A 23,850-nucleotide genomic window follows, 5' to 3' on the forward strand; every position below is an offset into this window, starting at 1 on the left:
TCGGTCTGTTGACGTCGCACCTTCATCGCTGCGCTGGATGGAAGGCGGCATTTGCGATGCTTGCCAAAAGGTCGATGAACCGTCGGCCGCGGGGTTAGTTAAACTTTGGGGGCGGGGCCGAGCGCACCATGTACCAGATCGGCCCGATCTTTAACACTGTACGCGAAGCTACTTTGAAAGTTGGTCGACCAATTTCACCACGTCGCCGATCGAGATGATGCGGTCGGCCACATTGTTTTCTATGATTATGTCGAACTCTTCCTCTATAGCCATGATAACCTCTACCTGGTGCAGAGAGTCGATGCCGAGGTCTGCTGTCAATTCTGCGTTCTCATGCAGTTTTCCCGGATCCAGTTCCAAGACCTCGGTGAAGACTCGCTTAGTCCGTTCGGACGTCGAATTCATCTTGCGTCTCCAATGTTTACGAATCATTGCTTGCCTGCCACTGAGTCATTCCAGTTGCTGCAGCAGCTTGTGTTCGGGAATTGCTGATGGGCCTCATCGACTCCCACAACATGTAGGCAATCGACGAGGCTTTCAGGAAGCCAACATGACGCTTCAGCCGGATGTCCGACGACAGAGAGCGAGTTGGCTACTTCGATCGGGCTTCATGCACCATGATCGACGCGGGCTCTTCGTTGCCGACCGCGGCAAAACTAGCCTTCACCAGTCTGCACCTGAAGCAGGGCTCCGGTCACCGGACGGTGTTTCGAGAAGTCTCAAGCCGTTGTTCGGCAGGAATTGAATTTCTCCTCTAGCGAACGTCCGGATCAGGCATCCAAGTGTCGTCGCTCCTACGTGGCGACGGCCAAGTTCGAGCGTAATAATTTCAGCCACGGGCACCTCGGATTCGCGTGAGAGGCGGCCGATGGACCAGTTCAACATTCCTCGGGCAGCGCGACATTGCGCCGGCGAGATAAGGCGTGGCATCAACCTGCTGAGGGTGGCCTGCCTCCCGATGGGCAGGCCGTGCTTATTGTCGGGAGGCAACGATCTGAGGCTGCTTCCTGTTGGGCCAATAGCCATTCTGCTTTCCTAGCCTAGTAAAGGTCCAGAATGAATCGCTTCGACAGCCCGAGCCCGAATGTGAACTGGTTCTCGTCACCCGCCTTCACGATCGGCGAGTCGCCGGCGTCGCCGACCAACTGGCTGTAAGTCGCGTCGGCATTGAGAAACCAGTTTGGTCGGAATTCATAGCGGGCCGCTCCGGAGACGCCGACACTCTTTAAGCCGCCCTTCGGGTCATACTCGTCGAGACGGAAATCCGTGTTGGCCGATTCAGCGGCTGTGACGCCGAAGTAGGTTTCGGTGTAGTCCTCGGAGGCAAAAGTGGCGAACGGACCAGCCTTCAGCTCGATTTCCGGGGTTGGGCGATAGATGGCGTTGGCACCCACTTCACCGACGACCCCTTCCGCGCCACCAAAGGCATAACGTGCTTCGCCATACACTTCGGCGAAGTTCCATTCATAGCCGACCTTCAAGCCAACTTCATAGGTCGCATCGACGTCGTCCAAGCCCTTGATCGCATCGTAATCCTTCGACTCGCGCTCGCCGACTACGTTGAAGGACGGCCCGATACCAAACCCGCCCTCATCCGGTCCGGTGCTGCCAAGTTCGAACAGGCCAGGGATCCTAAGGTAGCCGAAGCCGACGATCGGGGATGGGGAAACCTCGTACTCGTCGGAGCCCTCGTACGCCGGACCTACACTGCCGCCCGCACCGATCTCGAAGATCAGGTCTACACCAGAGGCCACGCTTGGGACTTCTGCCGCTTCGGGTGCGACTGTTTCGTAATCACTGACGTCGGCTGAAACTGCCGGGATGGCGGCCGCAACGAGGAAAGTGCTGGCCAGAAGATAGAGGCGGATTGGCATGATAGGCTCCGAAAAGAGAGGCGTGACAATCGAGCGCTTCGGCTAGCAATCAGGGCGGCTAGCAGATAGCGCGATTTGGAGATCAGGCTTGGGGCGTTAGTCGTTCCCCGTCAGCGGCCTTAGCCGGGCGTGGCGGGGGCGAAAGCCACCCTCAGACAGTAGTCAGATTCACTGCTGCGCTTTGTGTAGTGATATTTTTATATGTGACAGCGTGAGCCTAAATCGCTACTCGCTCAAGAATCCGAGGAAGCGGGTCGTTGACATCTCGGGCCTCTCTTCGTGCGGCAAATGGCCGACGCCACGGAAGATGCGAAGTCGGCTGTTTGGGATGTCCGCCAGGAACCGCTGTGCGTCCGCAGGAGGATTTATCTCGTCCGCAGAGCCCCAGAGGATCATGGTTTCAACTTGCACACTTCGCATGAGGGCAGCATTCCGTCCCTCTGTTTCCTCCCGTGCAGCGAAGGCCAAAGCTTCTGTGCCACCTTCCCTAAACATCATCGCAATGTCGCGATCGAGGGATTCAGTGGTAGCTGGGGGCGGCTCTGCGTAGGGTACATGCAGCATTCGCTGGAGGACGGCACGAGGTAGTACGCGCAGTACCGCTTGGCCAAGCTTGAACCCCACGACCCGAGCCCATGCGGGTACGATCGAAACTTGCGGGTATCCTGTCGACGCGATCAGTACCAAGCGATCCACGCGTTGAGGAGTGCTGGCCGCGATCTCGATCGCCACCCGGCCCCCTGAGCCAGCCCCCACTATCACCGCCTCCTCGATGTCCAACTCGTCGAGAAACCGGAGCACGACGTCGGCCTGTCGTATCGGTCCGTAGTCGCCGGTGGGATCAAGCTCGCTCAGTCCGGAACCCGGCAGATCAAGGCGAACTAGGCGCTGCGAGCCCTTCAGCAAATCCACCCAGGTCTGCCAGGTAAAGAGGCTGGATCCTGCTCCATGCAGGAGGACCACAGGTAAGGAGGTGTCCTCAGGTCCTTCGTCACGATAGTGGATCCGCATGGCGTTCACATCAACGAACCGGGAGGGTTTTCCACCCCAACGCTCTGCCAGCACATGCAGTGGGACGTCGGATTGCCACAGGCCAGCCACCGTGATTAGCAGCGCGAGAAGGAGACCGCCGACAATCTTTGAAGCGGACGCTGTCGCACCGCTGGGCTTCGAGTGCCAGCCAAGTGTCACGGTAAATGCAGCAATGGCATGCCGGGGGCGAGACCCCGAAGCCAGCCAGCGCCGTACATCACCGGCACCAGGCTGAGAAGCACCAGGCCGTCCAGGATGGTCTGCCGATAGCGCCGAGGATTGATCTGCAAGATCGGCACGTCGCGCCACTGCGAGAATTTTGGAATGAAGCGCGGGACGCGCGCCCGGTAGGCATCGAACTGCGACCCGAAGACATCACGCAGCGCACCCTCCTCATGTCGGACAACGGGAAGGAAGATGATGTAGGCGCCGAACGCGAATAGGGCGGCCAGGACCAGGCTGCCTGTCTGAGCGCCGAGCCCTGCTACGGCAATGAAGGCGAAGAGGTACAGTGGATTCCGGGTGATCGAATAGGGCCCAGCGGTGACCAGCTCACGGGTCTTACGGCCGCCGATGTAAAGCGTGCTCCAGCCCCGCCCGACGATTCCCACTCCGATGAGAACGAGACCTACGGCCTCCAAACTCTCACGATACCAGCTTCCCGGAGGCGCCCAGCCCGTGGTGAAGGCCATCATGGGTATCAACGCCAAGGCGGCGATCCGGATTGTCGTCTTTCGCCGCAACTGGAGCGCGTCGAGGTTGCGATGTGTCGTTGCGAACTCGGTCATGATCGTCCCGTCGGTTGGAGGAACGACGTATGCTGTCGTTCGCGTGCGAGATCGATATCCCTGCCGACGACTGCCTTGGATGCTGATTTATTTTGATATGTTAAGGAGCCGAGGCTGTGGAGCAAGGCTCGGATCGACAGTTGGAATGAACAAACTGGCGACTAGTCCACGGGGCTGGTTGTCAAGAAGCTCGAGCCGACCGCCATGTGCCATGACGATGTCGGAGACGATCGACAGGCCCAGGCCGAACCCAGGCACCTTGGCGATTCCCCGCGAGGCATCAAGCTTGTAGAAGGGTTCGAGCACGAGCTTGCGTTTGTCGGCCGGGATGCCAGGACCATCGTCTGCCACATCGATGCGGACCCTTGTGCCGTCCATCGACAGGGTGATCGCGGCATGAGTGCCGAACTTGAGGGCGTTGTCGCAGAGGTTGGTGATAGCGCGTACCAGCGCGTTCGGCTTGCACCGTCCGGCGAGGCGAACGGGCCCGGTATAGGTTACCGCAAAGCCGACGTCTACGAAGTCCGCCTCTATCGTCTGCATCAGGCTGGCAATGTCAGCGCGCTCGAACTCCTCTTCCGAGGCATCGGTACGGAGGTAGTCCAGCGTCTCCTCGACCAGCGCGTTGATGTGGTCGATGTCGGACATCATGGCGTGTCGCAAATCGTCGTCGTCGAGGCGTTCGGTGCGCAGCCGCAGCCGCGTCAGAGGCGTGCGCAAGTCGTGGCTGACGCTGCGCAGCATGCGGGTGCGCGTGTCGACCATCTCGCGAATGCGCGTCCGCATGCCGTTCAGGGCGCGCGCCAGGCTGATCACCTCGGCCGTCCCCTCCTCTGCGAAGCGAACGTCTTCGCTGGCACCGTCGGATCGGTCCAGTTCCCGCGATATTCTCGCGAGTGGAGCAGTCACGGCGTGGCGGGCATAGATAGAAAAGGAGACGATCAGTGTCAGAACGGCCAAACTGTAATAGGTCGCCCGGTTCACAAAATCCGTGGACTGAAGTGTCTCTGGCAGCGCTTTGGAAACGAGGACCGTTTCTGAGTCAATCGGCAGAATAATGCCCGACCGCCCATCGATCGCAATCCTACGCCCTCCCAAAGGAAGCTTGTAGTCCGCTGGAAAGAGATAGCGTGCAATACGCTCGAAATAGCTGATCGGAGCAGACCCGGCGATCCTCTGGGCTGCGACTTGATTACTCATTATTTCGACATCGAGCTCAACCTTTTTCACTCGGCCTATGATCGTTTCCTTCTCATCCGGGGTCGCTCCCGTCAAAAGAGCCGCCACTGTCGTTGCGCTTTCCACAATCCTGTCCGTGTCGCCAATCTGGAATAGTCCGCCGTCTGCAACTTCCCGTTCGATGGCTTCCCCCGCCAGCACTACGGCCACGACGGCGATCAGTATGACGATCCACATCTGACCGGGGATCGTGCGAGGCGTTAGCCGACTCGGCAGCCACTTCACGTCGATACAACCGTAGCGGTGAACATGTAGCCGCCAAGGCGCACGGTCTTCAGCAAGATTGGCTCGCCGGGATCCGTCTCGATCTTCTGCCGGAGGCGACGCACGTGCACGTCGATGCTGCGGGCGACCGGGCCGGCGAGGCCGGCGTGCGTGTGTGACAACAATTCTTCCCGGGTGAGTATCTTGCCCGGGTTCCGGCAGAAGATGAGGAGAAGGTCGAACTCGGCGGTCGTCATGGCGACCCTGGTGCCGATTGCGTCGCGCACCTGTCGGCGCTGGGGGTCAAGCGTCCAGCCGTCGAAGCGCAGCGGCCTTAGGCTGTCGCGCTCCGTCGGAGCGTAGGCTGCCCGGCGCAGGAGGCCCCGGATACGAGCGGTGACCTCGCGCGCACTGAAGGGCTTGGTAACGTAGTCGTCGGCACCGATCTCCAGGCCGACGATCCGATCGACCTCCTCTCCCTGGGCGGTCAGCATAATGATCGGCACCGTCATGCTGGTACGAAGCCGTCGGCAGAGGCTGAACCCATCTTCCCCCGGCAGCATGACATCTAGCACGATAAGGTCGAACGACGTTCGTCGCAGGCAGGCATCCATGTCGATGCCGTCGCCGGCGATCTCGGCAGACATGCCGGCCTCGGTCAGTGTCACCGCCAGCATCCGGGCGATCTCGAAATCGTCCTCGACGATGAGGATGGAAGGACGCTTGGCGGGATTGCTCTGGCTCATTGGTTTCCAGTGGGCTGTTTCGGGCGGACGGGCAAGCAAGTTGGCCTGTTCATCGTCCTGCTTCATTGAGGCTTTCGCCCGACGATGTATCCGCTGCGGGGACCAGCCTTCTCCAAACCCTGCCGACGCTCGTCCCGAAATCTTCGACGAGGCAATGGAGCGTCGGCACCACGACGAGCGACAGAATCGTCGAGACCACGAGACCGCCGATCACGGCGATGGCCATTGGCGCGCGGAAGCTGCCGCCGTCGCCCGTACCCAACGCCGCGGGGATCATGCCCGCGACCATTGCGAGTGTGGTCATCAGGATAGGGCGCACACGTTCCGCAGCGGCCTCGACCATAGCCGCGCGACGTTCGATCCCCGCCTTTTCCCGTTCCATGGCGAAATCGACCAGCATGATCGCATTCTTGGTGACGATGCCCATCAGCATCAGGATGCCGATCACGGCGGGTAGCGACACTGCCGTTCCCGTCAACAAAAGGGCCGTGACGACGCCACCGACGGACAAGGGCAGGGTGGCAAGAATGGTCATCGGCGTCAGCACACTGCCGAACAACAGGATCAGCACGATCAGAACCAGGCCGAGGCCGGCGATCATCGCCGTGATGAAGCTGGCAAATACATCGCCCTGCGTGTCGGAGTCGCCCGTTGCCTGGATTCTCACGCCCTCAGGCAACGCACGTACGGCTGCGAGCTGTTGGACCCCTGCAAGACCTTCTCCCGCCGTCATTCCTTCGGGCGTATCGAAGCCGATCTCGATACGTCGCTCCCGGTCGAAACGATCGATGTTCGCTACGCTCGATCCGAGGGTGATGTCGGCAACTTCCGTCAGGGGAACGGCGACCCCACTCAGGCTCGGGATGCGAAGCGAACGGAGGATTTCGACATCGTTGCGAGCCCATGGTGACAGTTGCAGCCGGATTGGTATGCGTCTTCCTCCCTCGATGAACTCGGGCATGTCGTCGTCCGCCGCGCCGATGGTGGATACCCGAATGGTGTCGGCCATGGCGGCGGTGGATACGCCTGCGTCAGCGGCACGCTCGACCCGCGGGCGGACCTGGAGCTCCGGACGTTCCGCCGTTGCGCTTGAGGTCGCTCCGACGGCGATCTGGCTTGCCGACAATTCCTTGAGGATGGCGACCGCCGCGGCTCCCGCGACCTCACCGTCTTTTCCGAGGACCGAGAACGTTACATCCCGGCCACCGCGGTCGTTGAGGATCTCGAAGCGGATGTCCGGCACGGTGCGCAGGATATTTGCGACAACTGCCTCCAGTTCGGAGATCGAACGATTGCGATCGCGGAGAGGGCCGAAGTCGACCCGCACCGCCGCCCTACGCACCTCACGAAGGCCCGAGGCATTCGCGCCTCCCTGAATGAAGACGATACGGGCTTCCTCGATCGCACCGAGCCCGGCAGCCACGAGTCCTGCCGTCGCCCTAGTATCGGCAAGCGTTGATCCTGGAGGCAGCTCGACCGAGAGCGCCATCCGGCCGTTGTCCTCCGGGGGGATGAACTCGGTGGATAGAAAGCCCGCCGACCAGATCGAGACGGCGAACAGACCGATGGCGATCCCCATGGTCGTCCATCGCCAAGCCATCGACAGGCGCAGCATCGCGAGATAGCCCCGCATTGCCCGTCCCGGCATCGTGGGCTTCAGCGGATGCGCTTTCATGAAATAGGCGGCAAGGACTGGAGTAATCAGTCGGGCGACGAGCAGCGAGAAGAAGACGGAGATCGCGACCGTCAGCCCAAACTGGCGGAAATACTGGCCGGCTACGCCTGCCATGAACCCGACGGGTGCGAACACGGCGATGATCGTCGCGGAGATGGCGACGACCGCGAGCCCGATCTCGTCAGAGGCGTCGATCGCCGCTTGGAAGGGCTTCTTGCCCCTCTGACCGTGGCGAACGATGTTCTCGATCTCAACGATGGCGTCGTCGACGAGGACGCCGGTCACGAGCGTGATGGCAAGCAGGCTGAGGATATTCAGTGAAAAGCCAAGCAGGTCGATCGCCCAGAAGGTCGGGATCGCCGCCAGCGGCAGCGTGACGGCCGCGATCAATGTCGCCCGCCAGTCCCGCAGGAACAGGAAGACGACGATGACGGCGAGGATGGCGCCCTCCACCAGGGTGGTCATCGCAGAATTGTAGTTGCCCAGCGTCTGGGTGATGCTGTCGTCGATCCTGGTAAAGCGCGCATTGGGATGTTCGACAGTCAGTTGCTCCAGCGCCGCAGCGACGTCCTCAGCCACGCTGACGTCGCTGGCGCCGCGGGCGCGATAGGCGGAGAAGCTGACGACCTCACCGCCGTCGAGGGTCGCAAAACTCCGAGGCTCAGCAAAGCCGTCAGTGACGCTGCCGAGGTCGCTGAGCCTCACCGTCGATCCATTGGACAGGGCGATCGGAAGCACGGCGAGGTCGTCGACGCTGTGCGTCGTCGCCACCATCGTCACCGCCCGCTCGCGGCCGTCGATCTCGCTTCGGCCGCCGGAGAGATCGAGATGTGTCGCCGCAAGCTGCGCGTTGACCTGACTGGCGGTGATCCCGAGCGCCATCAGCCGATCGGGGTCGAGTTCCACCTGGATCTCGCGGGCGACGCCGCCGACGCGATCAATCCGGCCAACGCCCGGCAGTCCGCGCAGACGCCGGACGACGACGTCATCGACAAACCAGGAGAGCTCCTCGGCCGTCATCGCCTTGTCGACGGCGGCATAGGACACCACCGCTTGGCTCTCGACGTCGACGCGCTCGATGATCGGCTCGTCGATCGTCGCGGGCAGGTCCGAGCGGATCTTGGACACGGCATCGCGCACATCCGCCACCGCGCGGTCGATCGGGACGCCAAGGTCGAACTCCACCGTTGTGGCCGAGCTGCCGTCACCGATGGCCGAACTCAGTTCATCGATTCCGGGAAGCGCCGAAATCGCATCCTCGACAAGCCTTGTGACGCTAATCTCCATCTCGGTCGGCGCCACGCCGGGATCGGTGATCGTCAACGAGACTTCCGGTACGTCGATGGTCGGAAAGTACGTGATCGGAAGAGCGTGGAAGCTATGGAGCCCCAGCGCCGTCAGGACCACGAACAACAGAATGGGCGGAAGCGGATGGCGGATCGCCCAGGCCGAGACGTTCATCGCGCCGCATCCGAGGTCAGGATCGGACGATCCGATGCAGGCGCCACGGCATAGTCGACGTCCAGCGGGCTTACCCGGTCACCCGCCGAAAGGAAGTTTCCAGCGCGCAGGACGACGCGCTCCCCCGCAATAACGCCGGAAAAGATTTCCACCAGCCCGGCAGTCCGCAAACCCGTGCCGACCGGCCGAAGGGTGACGACGCCGTTCTCAACGACCTGGACCATGTCCTGTCCATCCGAGTGCTGCACGGCGGTGGCTGGCAGGAACACCCCCTCGCGTCGTTCGACCGCGAGATCACCCCGGGCGAAAGCACCGATCACCAGCGGTCCGGTCGGCAAGAGACTGATGCGCGCGCGGCCGAGGCGGCTTCCCACCGAGGTCTCAGGGGCCAGCAGGCGGATACGACCGGCGATCCTGGCGACTTCTCCCGGCAAGGACAGGCTGGCGACCTGGCCGATCGCCATCCGCCGGAAGTCAGCCTCGGGAACCTCGGCATCCAGTTCGATCTCACCGTTCTCGGCGATCGCAAACAGCGGCTCGCCGCCGGCGGCGGTCAGAGCGCCGACCTTGGCGGTGCGCCGCAGCACAAGTCCGCCGGTCGGCGCTAGGATCTCGGTACGGGCGAGCCGCGCCGCGATCTCCTCGCCCCCAGATACGATGATCTGGCGGTCCGCCGCTGCCACTGCCCACGACTGCCGCGCCAGCCCCAGCGCCGAGGCGGTCCGTTTCATAGTGGTCTGGCGCCCCTCGAGCGTCTCTTCGGCGGCAAAGCCCTTGGCTCTGAGCTGTTGGCTGCGCTTCATGTCGGACTGGGCCTGGACGTGGGCCAGATCCGCGTCGTCGATTTGGCTCCGGGCCTGGGCGATGGCGGCGTCGGCACGGGCCAGCCGGGCGGCATTCGCACTCTGCTCGATGGTGATCAGCGTCGCATCCAGCCGGGCGAGCACGTCGCCGCGCCGAACGATGTCGCCGATTTCGGCCTCGACCGAAACGATGCGGACATCGTCCAGCTCGACCTTCACCACGCTCTCCTCTCGCGCGACCAGCGTGCCGACGATCCGGACATGCTCGGTCAGGTCCCCGGCACGGGCCACGACGACGGAGACGGCGGCGGGGCGATCCTCGGCCTTCGCTCCGTTGCCGCCTGATGCGAAGCACGCAAGGAAGATTGCCAACTGCCGAGCCGACTGGAGCAGTCTGGGACGGGTTCGCGGCGATCCAGGGAGACAACGGGTTTTGGGCATCATGAACTCCGACCTTCCTGGAGTTCCATCGCCTTCGCGACCGAACCAGGATCCTGATTGACGCCCCAAGGTAATCGACAGATCAGCGACCGGGATGATGATGCATTAAGTTATGTTAAGGCAATTCAGGCGCCGGACGGACATCGACCTCCTATAAGGCCAAATCGACAGAAGCCTCGATGTGTATGACGTCATAGTTGGGCTAGTAAATGATACGGATATTCTGATGCGCGTCGGAGCGGATAGTGAATGCTGCCCGCAGATATAACGACGGCTTGGCATGCATTGTCACAGCCGATGCCCCGCGACCTTCTGCGAGGAGGCCGAAAAGCTTCGAGTCGAAGACGCCATTTCCGTTTTCATCGTGAAACGCCGTGACCGCATACCGACCGTGCGCGAGCCCGCTGAAGACGATCGGAGCACTTCCAGGATTCGCGGGTACGGTTATCCGTCTAGCGGAAACTGAATTGCTACAGTCTGGAAAGCCCCGGGGATGTTACCAGAGGCAAATCTTGATGTTTCCCTTGAGGCTGCGGACGCCCTCTAATTTGACAGAAATCGCCGAGGTATCCGCTGTTGGGTTGGCTAGACTGGCCAAGATGAGTAACGCATATGATTTCAACGGATATCTCCTGACGAATAAGAACAACCTGAAGGGTGGATATTCCAGCGGATTACTCCGTGGCCGAGGGGATGCGCTTTATGTTTTATGTTGAGATATGACGGCTCTAACTTCCCCGTCATCATTAACGCGCTGATAACGAGTTGGCTGTGCATAGCGCTGCTGATTGTGCAGGCGACCAGCCGCCTCAGGAGAGGCCAATGGCGACAGCGTTGAGCCTGCTGGCGGCAGCCGAGATGTATATGAAGTGGGCGACCGCTTAGGTCGGGCCAGGGAGCGCATTTGCTGTTGGCAACTTCATGGGGGATGGCCCCACGCTGCACCCCTTGCTCTTCCAGCAGCTTCACCGCCTCAAGCTTGAACTCGCCGCTGAACTTTCGTCGTTGCGTTCACACTCGCCAATTCCGAGAGACCTCATCTCTGTGTCTAAGGAACCCGCAGCGGACCATAACTCTCAACGTTTGGGGAGCCTGGAACGGTCGATATCCTACGTTTAGTTAAGCTCCTGGTCAGACCGCTCCGGCAAGTTCAGACGGAATCCCGACGGCCTTGTGGATGGCCCGAATCTCTTCGGTGCTAGCTACCGCTCCCGACTCGATCTGAGAAACCCTGGAGACAGGCAGTCCCGTCTTAGAGGCGACATACTGGATCGGCAAACCTGCATGTTGGCGATAGGCCTTCATGATCGTAAAGCCCGAGCAGATCATCAAGACGATCGCTGTCGGGATCGGGTGAGCATGCATGAACGCTGTTGTCATGGTCCTGTTTTCCTTGTTCGCTGATGGGATAGCGCGTCGAAGCAGCCTGAGTGTGACCGTCCGGGACGAAGCTGCTCTTGCAAGCCGTTGCCGTTATCCGGACTGTTACCGAAGGGCGATCGGCTGATTGCCTATCCGTAGGGCGGCATCAAGGAGAGCCCGGCCAGGCCCGGCTAGCCATTCGTTGAGATTGAACAGTTTACCGAATTCGCGACCCAGGGCGCCGACGTCCGCGTTGCCGGCAGCGCGGCCCTCGTCAAACACCATTGCGTTGCGGCCGAGAAAGAGGTTCTCGCGAAGGAGGGAGTCCGTGAAGCGGTGATAGACGATCCGCCGCCCGGCCGCCTCGCTCAAGGCCTCCTGCAAATCAAGACCGGTGGTTTCGTCGCCCGCAATCTCGATGGTTTGGTCGGCATAACGGTCCGTGTCGCCGAAGAGGCTGGAGACGATTTTCCCTATGTCCTCGATCGCAATGAACTGAGCGGCTTGGTCGGGACGCAGGAAGAACGAGAAGGTGACTCGATCGAGGCCCATCCCTGGAAGTGTTAGAAGGTCCATGAACGTTGCAGGCCGGACGATGGTGCTGGTGATGTTCGAGCTGCGAATATGGTCCTCAATCTCGATCTTGCAGTCGAGATTCTTCATGCCAGTCGGACCTTGGCTGATGATGCCCGCCGAGGCGTAGACCAGATGCCGAACGCCACTTTCGACGGCGAGGTCGGTGACGGTCTTTCCAAAATGCACCTCGTCCGCGTCGGTCACGCCAGAGGCCGCACTGCCCGAGTTGGGCTGGACGCTGAAGACGCCGTGAACCCCCAACATTGCAGTCCGCATTGAACCGATGTCGGAAAAGTCTGCTCGCATGAGCTGTGAGCCGCCTGCGACCAAATCCCTGGCAGCAGGGCTTTCCGGGTCGCGAACGAGGGCTCGAACAGCCCAGCCTTGCCGTCTCAACGCTACTACTACCGCGCCGCCTTGCTTCCCAGTCGCGCCGAACACGAGCACGGTCTTCTGCTTGTCGTTGTTGCGTTCAATATCGATGCACACGTGCACCTCCTTCTGTATGTTCGGTCTGCGCGGAACGGCCGACATCCCTGCGACCATGGTCGACCACACATTCGAGTCCTTGGATCTGAGCGTAGGGTCGACCTGATTGATGTCCATTGGGCCGCCGTTGCTCGGGCTACGGTTTGTCCGGAAGTGCGTAGGCGATGACATAGTCGCCCCGACCGGGTGACTGCCGCGACCCGCCTGCGGAAATGACGACGTACTGGCGGCCGGTGCGCGGCGAGACGTAGGTCATCGGCGTCGCCTGCCCGCCGACCGGCAGGCTGCCCTTCCACAGTTCGCGGCCATCGGCCCGATCGAAGGCGCGCAGATAGAAGTCTTGGGTACCGGCGAAGAAGACTAGGCCCGACCGCGTTGCGAGCGGCCCGCCGAGCGTCGGCATGCCGATCGGAATCGAGAGGCCCGACCGCAGCCCCAGCGGTCCGGTCTCGCGGATGGTGCAAGCGGGTACCTGCCAGACGAGCTTGCCCGTCGGAAGATCAATGCCGCTGATCGAGCCGTAGGGCGGCGCCTGACACGGGATGTCGAGCGGTGACATGAAGGACGCCGATATGACGGCGAACGGCGTCCCTTTCTGCGGGCCGTAGTCGCCGTGAGCCACAACCAATCCCTTCTCGTCGAGGGCGGGGTCGCGTTCCACCAGGCGCACCCGCAAAGCGATGCGGATGTCGTTGACCACGAGGAGCCCTGTGTCTTCGTTGATCGCGGCGCTACCCCAATTCATGCCACCGTAGTTTCCCGGCCACTGGAGGCTCTCGGAGTCCGGGCGCGGCGGCGTCATGGCACCGTCGTAACGCAGCGACTTGAAGGCAATGCGGCAGACAAGCTGATCGATGGGCGTGGCGCCCCACATGTCGGCTTCCGTGAGATCCTTCGCGCCGATCGTCGGCATGTCGACGGAGAAGGGCTGGGTGGGGGCAAGCCGGTCGCCCGGTGCCGCCCCTTGCGGAACGGCTTGGTCGACCACGCGCTTCACCGGCTTGCCAGTGCGACGGTCGAGAACGAAGATCTGCCCCCGCTTGGTTGCCTGGACGAGCGTCGGAATCTTTCCGCCTTTGCCGTCCGGCATGTCGTAGAGGGCGGGCTGGGCGGGAACGTCGTAGTCCCAGAGGTCGTGGCGGGTCGTCTGGAAATGCCAACGGGGGCGCCCGGTGGCGATGTCGAGCGCCACGATCGACGAGGAGAACTCGTCGTCGGACGGGCGACGCTGGCCGCCCCAATAATCCGGCGTCGCATTTCCCGTCGGCAGTTATATCAGCCCGAGTTCGTCATCGAAGGCCGGCGTGGACCAGACATTCGGCGTGCCCCGCGTGTAGTCCTTGCCGTCGGCTGGAAGCTTCGTAGTCGCGGGATTACCGATGTCCCATGCCCAGACCAGTTCGCCTGTCCGCGCACTGAATGCCCGGACGACGCCCGATGGCTCGCCGGTCTCATAATTGTCCTGGACCCAGCCACCGACGATAACGAGTCCCCGAACCACGGTCGGCGCCGAGGTGGGCATGTAGAAGCCCGGCTTGACCTCTCCCATGACGGAAAGGAGATTGAACGCCTTTGTCGCCGAACTCCGCGCACGGTCGACCGCTGGTCGCATCGAGGGCGAGCAACCGGCCATCGATGGTCGATCCGATGATGCGGCGGGCGCATTCGCCAACGGTGAGAGGCTGCTGAGACGTATCCTCGCCGGCTGCCGTGTCGAAATAGCCGAGTCCTCGGCAACGGTTCCAGAAGGGAGAGCGGCCCTTGGCATCGAAGGTCCATCGCGGCTTCCCGGTATCGACGTCCAGGGCGTTGATGACGTTCGTCGGCGAGCAGGTGTAGAGGGTGTCGCCGACCTGAAGCGGGGTGTTCTGGTCCTGCTTTTCGCCGTCGGCGATGTCACCGGTGCGAAAGGTCCAGGCGACCTCCAGCTTGTCGACATTGTCGCGGTCGATCTGCGTCGAGGGTGCGAACCGGGTGCCGCTGGGCGTCCGCCCGTAGGCCGTCCAGTCACCATCCGCCGCGGCGAGTTCGGGAACGGAGACGTTCTCGGTCCGCGTTACGCCATGGGGAGAGAACATGGCGACGATCGCGCCGAGGCTACCGATCGCAAGAGCTCCGGCGAGGGGCCACGCGGTCCGTCTTGAAGGGGCTTCCCGGCCGGAACGAAGCCAGGGCGAGAAGACCAGCAAAGCGATGGCGAGCACCGTCGGGGCCAGCAGTCGGGGGACGAGCGGCCAGAATGCCAGCCCGACCTCGACCAGCGACCAACAGATGGTCCCGATGAACACCAGGCCGTAGATCCAGAGTGCCCGGGCATCGCGTCGACCAAGGAGGATGCCTGTCCCGACGATCCCGATCCCGGCGATCGCGTAGTAGGCGGAGCCACCCAGCGAAACCAGCTTTATTCCCCTGGCCGCAAGCGCCAGACCGACGGCAGCCACCAACACCCCAAGGATGAGAAATGGAATTCGGACACGCCATGAGGGGCGGCTGAGATCGGCCATGTTCTATTTCCTGGTTGGCAGCCTCGAAATCCCGGGGAGGGCTTCGTCAAGCTGATCGGCAGTTCCCGGCGGGAGGCGAGCAGTGGTTCGGGCCGCCGGCAAGTCCGATGTTGGCAGTGAGATCTTCGGCCGCTTTGCGCGTCTCGTTTTTCCGCTCAAAGCCACGCGATCAGTTGGAACTGATTGCTAGAACTCGGCCAAACTGCTTGGAAGCTTGACCGCTCTTAAGATGTGGGAGCAATTACGGCCAAAATAACCAGGCCACCGGGCAGTTCACCACAGCCAAAACCTCCGTAATGGCATGATTATATCGCGCGATATGGCCTCTTAGATCTTCCAGGATTTTAAAGTTCAAAGGGCAGGGTCCATCTCAGCCGATGAGCGGTGTCGTTTAAGTTCATCGGGCGGGAACGAAACTTGTGCGGCCGTCTTGATGCAAGACTGGAGCGGAGCCGAAAAGGATGACCCCAAGCAGTCGTGGACGACCCTGCGCCGGGCCGGTTATGCGGCTGAACAGCGCGCCCGCGGATGGACATGGTGCGCGATGCAGTCAACGAACGCGCGGACCTTCGGGACTTTGAAACGACTGGCGGGCCACAGCATCGTCAGGACCCCTGTCTGCTCCAACTCCTCCTCCAAAATAAGGAGAAGCGATCCATTAGTAAGGGCGTCTCTCACCGTGTGTTCGGGGAAGGCTGCAATCCCAGTTCCCTCAAGCGTCAGTTCCAGCAGTGGATCGATCACGCTCGACGTAAGACTGACGGGGACCTCCAGTCCGGGTCCGGAACGAAATAGCCATGGTTGGATCCGACCTGACGAGAGTTTCTGTCGCAAGCAGATATGCCTCGACAGATCATCGCGTACTGCCGGCTGGCCATGCTTTTCGACATAGCTTGGTGAGGCCACGAGCCGCCACGAGAACTTGCCGAGGATCTTGTGCAGGAGCCGGGAATCCCCCGTCTCGCCGCTTCGGATGACGACGTCGAAGCCTTCATCGATTACGTCGACAAGTCGGTCGCTGTAATCGAGCTCGAGCTCGACAAGCGGGTGTTCGGCGGTAAACGCCGAAAGTGCTTTCGTCAGCAGCTTTCCGGAAAGTGGCAGGCCGACGCGCAGCCTCCCGCGCGGGCTTCCAGAGATCTCGGCAAGTTCGCCCTCCGCAGTGTTGAGCTTAACGAGCATGCGGCGGGCATGAACCAGGAATAGGCTGCCTGCTTCGGTCAGGGAGATGCTGCGCGTCGTGCGGTGAAAGAGGGTAACCGAAAGCTGGGCCTCCAGTCTCGCGATCGACTTGCCGATTGCCGACGACGACACTCCGAGGCCCTTGCCGACGCTCTTGAAACTGCGCAGGTCCGCGACGGCGACAAAGGCGCGGATTGCCGCAAGGCTATCGACTGGCTCAGGCATTGTGGACTTATAGGACGTGTTGATCGGCTTTGCAGCCTATAAATCTTTAGAGGAACCCTCCCCAGTTGGCTCTCTTGGAAGTCCCCGTCTCAAGGAGCGCCCATATGACCAGTCTGCCTTCACGTTCTGATCCGTTCTCAATCCGCCCGTCGCCGTTCGGTGGTGGAGGTCGCGAGGGCTCGGTCGACGATGGTAGTGCCGCCTTCCAGCCCATCGCCAGCCCACCGTATCTCGGGTCGGTTCAGGACCATCCCGGTTACGCTCGCGTGTTCCAGGAGGGTCATCTGACGTTCGGGCTCGTCGCGCCTTTGGAGCCCTATCCTCATGCGCCCTGGCCTACGCTCAAGGGCCATGCCGAGGCCGTGCGTCTCGCCGACGGGTCGGATCTTGCCGCCATCTGGCTTCGGGACGTGCCCTTCTACGAACCGAGCTTCGGCGATACGGGTCAGGTGGTTGATCCGATGGTCTATGCAGGATGGCTGGCGGCACAGACAAAGCGGATCGCGATCGGCACCGCAGGCATAGTCTCGCCGCTTAGAGACCCCCTGATCGTCGCCAAGCAAGCAACGAGTATTGATCGACTGAGCGAAGGGCGCTTCCTCCTCGGTCTGGCAACAGGCGATCGCCCTTCCGAATTCGCCGCATTCGGCAGCGGCATCGACAATCGGGTGGAACGCTACAGAGATGCGTTGAAAGTGATCCGTGCAGCGACGGAGCAGTCCTTCCCACATCACCAGTCGCTCTTCTACGGCACCTTGGACGGGTCTCTGGACATGCTGCCCAAGCCGGTGGCGGCGAGCCTTCCGATTATCGCCATCGGACGGGCCGGTCAGGATTTCGACTGGCTGAGCAGAACACCGACGCATGGATGTGGCATCTGAGCGACCCAAACGGGTTGCCCATCGTCATCGCCGAATGGCGTCGCGGCAGCGAGGGACGTTTTCGCCCATATGGATACGGCACGCGGTTCGATCTTCTCGTCGATCCGGATGCGCCGTTGGAGCTACGCAACGCGTCCATGCGGGGCGGGCGCAAGGCGCTGATCGAGCATTGGAAGCGACAGCGGGACGAAGGCGTGAACCATGTCGCGCTCTACATGAAGCCGTTGCAACGACCCTTCGCGTTGGCACTCGCGGAACTGGCCGAACACGTCCTCCCCGAGTTTGCAAAATAGTCGGCAGTGCGCCCGGCAACGACGGTCCCGCGTGATCAACGCGCCGATCGGCCACCAAATCCAACCCATGTCAGGACATCCCATGCCCGCAGCACTTTGGGCGCTTGCGATAGCAGCGTTCGGTATCGGAACCACCGAGTTCGTCATCGCGGGGCTTCTGCCCGGCATCGCGGCCGAGTTCGGCATTTCCATCCCCATGGCCGGGAACATAGCGACAAGCTATGCGCTTGGCGTCTTCTTCGGTGCGCCCGTCACCATCATCCTCGGGGCAAGGCTCAACAGAAAGACCATGCTTGCCTGGCTCATGGTCGTCTTCATTGTCGGCAGCTTCGTCACCGCCATCGCGCCGACCTACTGGGTCGCTATTGTTGGTAGGGTGATCACGTCCCTGACGCACGGCGCATTCTTTGGCATCGGCACCATCATGGCCGCCGACCTCGTCGCACCCCAACGCCGGACGAGTGCCATCGCCTTCATGTTCACCGGCCTGACGCTCGCGACCCTGATTGGCGCGCCCGCGGGAACCTGGCTGGCGCAGACCGTATCGTGGCGGGCTACCTTTGCCGCCATCGCGGCCATTGGCATCGTCGCGATCGTCGGCCTGCTCATGCTCGTCCCCCGACCCGCGCGCGCCGAGCCTCAGGATCTACGCAAAGAACTGGCAGCATTCACCGACGTACGGGTTCTTCTCGCGATGGGGATCACCATCCTCGGACCGGCAGCCTTCTTCACCTCCATCACCTACATCGCTCCGATGATGACCGGGGTCGCCGGCTACACTGAAGGCTCTGTCACGTGGCTCCTCTCCCTGTTTGGACTGGGCCTCTTCTTCGGCAACATCCTCGGTGGACGGCTGGCGGACCGGGCGCTGATGCCGCTGCTCTACGTGACCCTTGCCGCACAGGCCGCCGTCCTTGTTGCCTTCTACTTCCTGGCGGGCAGCCAGATAGCGTCGGCGATCTGCATCTTCCTGATGTCGATGTTCGGCTTCGCCAGCGTCGCCCCGATCCAGAAGCTGGTGACGGACAACGCCCGGGCGGCAGGCGCACCCAACCTCGCCTCGGCCGTCAACATCGGGCTCTTCAACCTTGGCAACGCGATAGGAGCTTGGGCCGGCGGCGCGGTCATCGCGGCAGGCTTCGGCTATGCCGCGCCGAACTGGGCTGGTGCCATCCTGTCCGTCGGCGCGCTGGTTCTGGCACTTCTGGCGGGGTGGATGGGCCGCAAGGGCAGGGAACCCGTAGTTTCGGCCGGTGTCCTCGCTCCGACCGGCAGCACCTGACGCGCGGTCGCCGGCAGCAGGGCTTCGCGACCGATAGCGCGGGGCCCGAAGGCTTACTCCCATCATTCTACCGGCGATCCAGCAGGCGCATCGGCGCGGCCGGACCAAGCCTCTTCAAAAAACAGGTTGCGCGGCTTGTCACTTAGTAACATATATAATGTCACTAAGTGACATATACGTCGGCGTCCAAGATTTGCTTCCGGTTTCTCAACTTGCCCACCGACCGAGCTGAACACGAAGGGGCGGCCATCGGCTCCCCGCGAACGAAAGTGAACGCATGACCTTCTTCACCATCAGCCGGACCAGCCGGTCCGCCTTCTCGATCGGCGGCATCGGGATGCTGGCCATTCCCCTGACCGGGTGCATGTCGCCCGAGCAGGAACGCAGGGCGAACCTCGATGAGGATCAGGGTTCCTGCTCCAACATGGGCGCCCGATACGGCTCCTCGGCGCACACCGAGTGCATGCTCCGGCAGCAGGAGCGCCGGGACGACGAAGGCCTGCGTTTTGCGCAGCAGGCCCGCATCCATTCCGAGATCGCCCGCAATGCGCAGGAGATGCGCGAGGACCGCCGTCGCCACCGCCACGACGACAAGCGCGACTAGCTTTCCCGGCTTGAGAGTCTGACCTTTTCCGGTCAGAACACGCTGGCATCGCGATGAACCCACGGGCCCCATGACCGAACGCTCCAAAGCAGAAGAGGCCCGGCTCGCGGTCTCCCGTCACGCGGCGGATCTCTTCTGCCAGCACGGCGTCGACGGGACCACCGGCGATGACATCGCGGCCGCCTCCGGGCTCTCGAAGCGGACCGTGTGGCGCTACTTCCGCTCCAAGGAAGCCTGCATAGAACCCCTGTTCCTCGCCACGGAACTCCGGTTCGTCAGCCATCTCGCGAAATGGCCCCGGAGCTTGTCGATCGAGGACTATCTCCACGCCACGATCGCCGCCTTCGTTGCCGACAAGCAGTTCATTCGCGACGGGATCGCGGTCGTGCGCATCATCGCCATGCTGCCGAAGGAGCCGGCTCTGCGTGCCTCCTGGTTGATGGCCTGCCACCAGGCCGAGGCGGAACTCGTCCCGGTCATCGCCGACCGCGCGAAGCGTTCGCCCCGGGATTTCGACGTCAAGCTCTGCACGGCCGTGATCATGGCCGCCATACGGGTCGTCGACGAAGAGATCAGTTCGGCTGCCGTCAATGACGGCCAGCACTACGAGCAGGCCGAGGCCACCGACCAACTGGCCGCTGCGATCCGGGCGGCGAGCACTTTGGCGATCTGCGATCCCGTCGGACGCTAGAGCATCTTGCGATCGGGTGGATGCACCCGATCAAATACCGTCGATTCAATAGGATAGAGCGTCCTTCGCGCGTCGTCTTGGACGCACGGCGCTCTCGTGCCGGCGCGTGCCGGTACGCCGCGGTGGTGATGGCGCCGCGGTCCGTGCGCAACAACGGAGAGCTTCGATGGACACGTCCGCAACCCGGCATGCCGGGTTCGCTTCCGCATTCTGTTTCGCCTGGACCCTGACGCTTACGGGCAGCACGGCCATCGCAAACGAGGAGACCCCCATGATCTACCCCGAGACCAAACGCGGCGAGGTCGTCGACGAGCAATTTGGCACGGCGATCGCCGATCCCTATCGCTGGCTCGAGACCGATGCCCGCAAGAGTGAGGACGTCGCCCTCTGGGTCGATGCCCAGAACGGCATTTCCGCTCCCTATCTCGCAAACCTCCCAGGGCGCGACGTCTTCCGACAGCGCCTGACCGCCCTCTTCGACCACGAGCGGCTGACGGTGCCGGAGAAGCGGGGCGAGCGCTACTTCTTCACCCGCAATGCCGGGCTCGACAACCAGTCCGTCCTCTTCGTCCGCGAGGGCGTGCAGGGTGCCGACCGCGTCGTCCTGGATCCGAACGACTGGTCGGAAGACGGCGCCACCGCACTGGCGGAATGGGCGCCGTCGGAAGACGGAACCCATCTGGCCTACGCGATCCAGGACGGCGGATCGGACTGGCGCACGATCCGCGTGATGGACATCGAAAGCGGCGAGATCCTCGAGGACGAAATTCAGTGGGCACGCTTCACGCGCATCGCCTGGGCGAAGAACGGATCAGGCTTCTTCTACTCCCGCAATCCGCGGCCCGAGACCGAGGCAGGCTTCGAGGCAAAGGTGGCCGGGCATGCCGTCTATTTCCACCGGCTCGGGACGCCGCAGTCCGAGGACCGTCTGGTGCATGCGCCGACATCCGAGCTGCCGCTGATCCACACCATCACCGTGACGCCGGACGGGCGCTATGCAATGGTCTATTCGACGGCGCTGACGGGCGGCAACGCGCTCGTCGTGGTCGACCTCCTGGATCCCGAATGGCCGGCCCGGACCGTCGTCGGCGCGTTAAACCAAAGTTGGGTCCTGGCAGGCAGTATCGGCACGAAGCTCTTCCTGTCGACGCAGGAGGGCGCTCCCCGCGGCAAGGTCGTCACGCTCGATCTCGCCGAGGCGACGCCGATGATCGTCGACATCGTGGCGGAACGCGACGATGCGACGCTTTTCGAGGCAGCTTTGATCGGCGATATCCTGCTCACCTCGTACCTCGTCGACGCCAGGACGGAGGTTCTTCTCCGCAAGCTCGACGGAACGCCGGACGGCACGCTCGATCTTCCCCGGATCGGCACGGCGGGCGCCTTCCGGGGCCGTCCCGGCGACGACGAGGCGTTCTTCGTCTTCACCAGCCATGATGCGCCGACCACCATCCACCGCTTCGACGCGGCCACTAGGACAAGAACCGTCTGGGCCGAGCCGACGGTCGCGCTGGACCTTGAGCGGATCATCGTCGAGCAGCACTTCTACGCCTCCAAGGACGGGACGCGGGTGCCGATCTTCGTGGTGCGCCGCCGAGATGTCGACGGGCCTGCGCCAACGGTGCTCTCCGCCTATGGCGGCTTCGGCATCCCGATGGTCCCGTATTACGCGCCCGAGGTGATGGCCTGGGTCGAGCAGGGCGGTGTCTACGCCGTCGCCAACATCCGGGGCGGGAGCGAGTATGGAAAGGCCTGGCACGATGCTGGACGGCGCCAGCACAAGCAGAACGTCTTCGACGACTTCATCGCCGCCGCCGAGTTCCTCAAGGCGGAGGCCATCACCTCGGCGAAGGGGCTCGCCATCCAGGGCGGATCCAATGGCGGGCTTCTCGTCGGTGCCGTGGTCAACCAGCGGCCCGATCTCTTCGCGGCGGCGCTTCCCAATGTCGGCGTCCTCGACATGCTGCGCTTCGACCGCTTCACCGGCGGCGAGCTCTGGACGCAGGAATACGGCAGTCCGGCGGTTGAAGTGGATTTCCGCAACCTTCTGTCCTACTCGCCTTATCACAAGATCCGGTCGGGCATGACCTATCCCGCCATCCTTGCCACGACCGCCGACACGGACGACCGCGTCGTCCCGGCGCACAGCTTCAAATACGTCGCGGCCCTCCAGGCAGCCGACCTCGGACCGCGCCCGCGGCTGCTCCGGGTCGACAGACGCGCGGGCCACGGAGCCGGCAAGCCGACGCGGAAGGTGATCGAGGAGATCGCCGACCTCTGGGCCTTCGCCGCTCAATGGACAGGATTGGACGTCAGTCTTCCCCGATAATCCCGCTGAGCGATAGAGGCTCGACCATCCCGGCGCAGACGACGCCAAGCCTTCGAAAACGAACCCGTTTCGTCACACCCAGAGGAGCAGACGCATGAAGCTCAAATCCCTTATCATCGCCACCGCGATCGCCGTCACGGCGATCGGCACGCTGGCCCCCGCCGCATCGGCCCGCGACCGCAGCGTCGTGGTCGAGCAGGGCTCCCGCATCCTGCTGGTTCGCGACCACCGGCGCGACCGCGACTATCGCCGTCACCACGAAGGCCGCCGCCATTACCGGGCCGACCGCCGCTATGGTCGCTACGACCGGCGCGACCGCTATGAGCGCCGTGATCGGCGGCATGACCGACGGCCGCCATGGCACCACCGTGACCGCCGTCACGAGCGCGGCAACTGGGAATTCCGCTACCGCTGAGCGGCCGTGATGCCATGCGAGGTCCGCCGGCTGGCGGACCTCGTGGGTTGATGTTGGCATCTTGCTAGCGGCCGGCTCAGGATGGGTTCAGTTCGACGCTTTTGGCGCCGGGGTGTTCAGGAGCTGCTGCTCCCAGAAGTAGGCGATGCCGCTGCCGCCCGCATGCTGCATCATGATGTCAGTCAGCTTGGCGGCTGTGTCCAGCCGTGCCCAGTCCCGCTGCCATTCGGCGGCCAGCGCCAGCCAGGTCATCATGTTGGCTCCCGCTGCGATCATGCGCTGGATGGCGACCTGGTGGGCCTCGACCGATACGCCGCCGCTGGCGTCGGTGACCACCGTCACGTCCCAGCCCTCGCCGAGCGCCTGGATTGTCGGCATCGCGACGCAGACTTCCGTCCAAAGCCCGGCGATTACCATCTGCTTGCGGCCGGTCGCCTTGACTGCGTCGACGGCCTTGGGGTCTTCCCAAGTATTGATGAAGGTCCGGTCGATGACTTCCTGGCCCGGAAAACATCGGTGATCTGGGGAAAGAGAAGCCCACCCCGACCCGCGACGACGGAGGTCAGTATTGTGGGGACGCCAAAGGCTTTAGCGGCCTTTGCGAGCCCCACCGTGTTGTTGACGACCATCTGCGGCTCGTGACTGTTCAAGTTCGCGAGCTGGTAGGGCTGGTGGTCGATCAGTACGAGGACAGAATTCTCGGGGCGGAGGAGCGAAGAAAGGCCGTTGCAAATGGTCATCGATACATTCCTTG

The 23,850-nt window shown here is 62.7% G+C and carries 19 protein-coding genes and 3 pseudogenes; 7 read left to right on the top strand and 15 right to left on the bottom strand.

Annotated elements, in window-relative coordinates:
- Positions 1 to 168: 168 nt before the first annotated feature.
- From ACZL02_RS21510 to ACZL02_RS21575, 14 genes and pseudogenes are all read right to left on the bottom strand, one after another.
- Positions 169 to 405, bottom strand: a complete 237-nt coding sequence (locus tag ACZL02_RS21510) for a phosphopantetheine-binding protein (protein ID WP_472939543.1) — start codon at positions 403 to 405, stop codon at positions 169 to 171.
- A gap of 635 nt (positions 406 to 1,040) precedes the next feature.
- Positions 1,041 to 1,874 carry a MipA/OmpV family protein gene (locus ACZL02_RS21515; protein WP_472939544.1) on the bottom strand — a complete coding sequence of 278 codons (834 nt, stop codon included), beginning with the start codon at positions 1,872 to 1,874 and terminating at the stop codon, positions 1,041 to 1,043.
- A 225-nt stretch (positions 1,875 to 2,099) separates the two neighbouring features.
- A complete protein-coding gene (locus tag ACZL02_RS21520; RefSeq protein ID WP_472939545.1) occupies positions 2,100 to 2,885 on the bottom strand; it encodes an alpha/beta fold hydrolase in 786 nt (261 codons plus the stop codon).
- A gap of 176 nt (positions 2,886 to 3,061) precedes the next feature.
- On the bottom strand, positions 3,062 to 3,694 hold the full coding sequence (locus ACZL02_RS21525; protein WP_472939546.1) for a methyltransferase family protein: 633 nt from the start codon (positions 3,692 to 3,694) through the stop codon (positions 3,062 to 3,064).
- An 87-nt stretch (positions 3,695 to 3,781) separates the two neighbouring features.
- Positions 3,782 to 5,110, bottom strand: coding sequence for an ATP-binding protein (locus tag ACZL02_RS21530; protein WP_472939547.1), 1,329 nt, complete (start codon positions 5,108 to 5,110; stop codon positions 3,782 to 3,784).
- Between the two features lie 44 nt (positions 5,111 to 5,154).
- Positions 5,155 to 5,883, bottom strand: a complete 729-nt coding sequence (locus tag ACZL02_RS21535) for a response regulator transcription factor (protein WP_472939621.1) — start codon at positions 5,881 to 5,883, stop codon at positions 5,155 to 5,157.
- Between the two features lie 49 nt (positions 5,884 to 5,932).
- Positions 5,933 to 9,019, bottom strand: coding sequence for an efflux RND transporter permease subunit (locus ACZL02_RS21540; RefSeq protein WP_472939548.1), 3,087 nt, complete (start codon positions 9,017 to 9,019; stop codon positions 5,933 to 5,935).
- Positions 9,016 to 10,194, bottom strand: a complete 1,179-nt coding sequence (locus tag ACZL02_RS21545) for an efflux RND transporter periplasmic adaptor subunit (protein ID WP_472939549.1) — start codon at positions 10,192 to 10,194, stop codon at positions 9,016 to 9,018. The genes ACZL02_RS21540 and ACZL02_RS21545 overlap by 4 nt, the downstream gene beginning before the upstream one ends.
- A gap of 271 nt (positions 10,195 to 10,465) precedes the next feature.
- Positions 10,466 to 10,741, bottom strand: a pseudogene (locus tag ACZL02_RS21550) (DUF2141 domain-containing protein); the annotation flags it as partial.
- Positions 10,742 to 11,394: 653 nt separating this feature from the next.
- Positions 11,395 to 11,643 carry a helix-turn-helix domain-containing protein gene (locus ACZL02_RS21555; protein WP_472939550.1) on the bottom strand — a complete coding sequence of 83 codons (249 nt, stop codon included), beginning with the start codon at positions 11,641 to 11,643 and terminating at the stop codon, positions 11,395 to 11,397.
- Positions 11,644 to 11,748: 105 nt separating this feature from the next.
- Positions 11,749 to 12,807: an NmrA/HSCARG family protein gene (locus ACZL02_RS21560; protein WP_472939551.1), complete on the bottom strand. Its 1,059-nt coding sequence runs from the start codon at positions 12,805 to 12,807 to the stop codon at positions 11,749 to 11,751.
- A 19-nt stretch (positions 12,808 to 12,826) separates the two neighbouring features.
- Positions 12,827 to 14,239 (bottom strand): annotated as a pseudogene (locus ACZL02_RS21565) (outer membrane protein assembly factor BamB family protein).
- Positions 14,142 to 15,194: a PQQ-binding-like beta-propeller repeat protein gene (locus ACZL02_RS21570; protein WP_472939552.1), complete on the bottom strand. Its 1,053-nt coding sequence runs from the start codon at positions 15,192 to 15,194 to the stop codon at positions 14,142 to 14,144. The pseudogene ACZL02_RS21565 and the gene ACZL02_RS21570 overlap by 98 nt, the downstream one beginning before the upstream one ends.
- Before the next feature lie 501 nt (positions 15,195 to 15,695).
- Positions 15,696 to 16,601, bottom strand: coding sequence for a LysR substrate-binding domain-containing protein (locus tag ACZL02_RS21575; protein ID WP_472939553.1), 906 nt, complete (start codon positions 16,599 to 16,601; stop codon positions 15,696 to 15,698).
- 104 nt (positions 16,602 to 16,705) lie between these two features.
- Between ACZL02_RS21575 and ACZL02_RS21580 the strand changes: the two genes are divergently transcribed.
- From ACZL02_RS21580 to ACZL02_RS21610, 7 genes are all read left to right on the top strand, one after another.
- Positions 16,706 to 17,482, top strand: a complete 777-nt coding sequence (locus tag ACZL02_RS21580) for an LLM class flavin-dependent oxidoreductase (RefSeq protein ID WP_472939554.1) — start codon at positions 16,706 to 16,708, stop codon at positions 17,480 to 17,482.
- Positions 17,470 to 17,775, top strand: coding sequence for an LLM class oxidoreductase (locus tag ACZL02_RS21585; RefSeq protein ID WP_472939555.1), 306 nt, complete (start codon positions 17,470 to 17,472; stop codon positions 17,773 to 17,775). The genes ACZL02_RS21580 and ACZL02_RS21585 overlap by 13 nt, the downstream gene beginning before the upstream one ends.
- A gap of 31 nt (positions 17,776 to 17,806) precedes the next feature.
- Positions 17,807 to 19,057, top strand: coding sequence for an MFS transporter (locus tag ACZL02_RS21590; RefSeq protein WP_472939556.1), 1,251 nt, complete (start codon positions 17,807 to 17,809; stop codon positions 19,055 to 19,057).
- A 277-nt stretch (positions 19,058 to 19,334) separates the two neighbouring features.
- The gene (locus ACZL02_RS21595) at positions 19,335 to 19,661 is read left to right on the top strand and encodes a hypothetical protein (protein WP_472939557.1); all 327 of its coding nucleotides are present in this window, start codon (positions 19,335 to 19,337) and stop codon (positions 19,659 to 19,661) included.
- A 70-nt stretch (positions 19,662 to 19,731) separates the two neighbouring features.
- Entirely contained in the window at positions 19,732 to 20,352 is a 621-nt protein-coding gene (locus ACZL02_RS21600; RefSeq protein ID WP_472939558.1) for a TetR/AcrR family transcriptional regulator, read from the top strand.
- Between the two features lie 271 nt (positions 20,353 to 20,623).
- Positions 20,624 to 22,681, top strand: coding sequence for a prolyl oligopeptidase family serine peptidase (locus ACZL02_RS21605; RefSeq protein ID WP_472939559.1), 2,058 nt, complete (start codon positions 20,624 to 20,626; stop codon positions 22,679 to 22,681).
- Positions 22,682 to 22,775: 94 nt separating this feature from the next.
- On the top strand, positions 22,776 to 23,096 hold the full coding sequence (locus tag ACZL02_RS21610; protein ID WP_472939560.1) for a hypothetical protein: 321 nt from the start codon (positions 22,776 to 22,778) through the stop codon (positions 23,094 to 23,096).
- A gap of 87 nt (positions 23,097 to 23,183) precedes the next feature.
- Here ACZL02_RS21610 and ACZL02_RS21615 read toward each other — a convergent pair.
- A pseudogene (locus tag ACZL02_RS21615) lies at positions 23,184 to 23,836 on the bottom strand (hydrolase).
- Between the last annotated feature and the right edge of the window lie 14 nt (positions 23,837 to 23,850).

The organism is Mesocryomonas fontinalis, assembly GCF_055730125.2.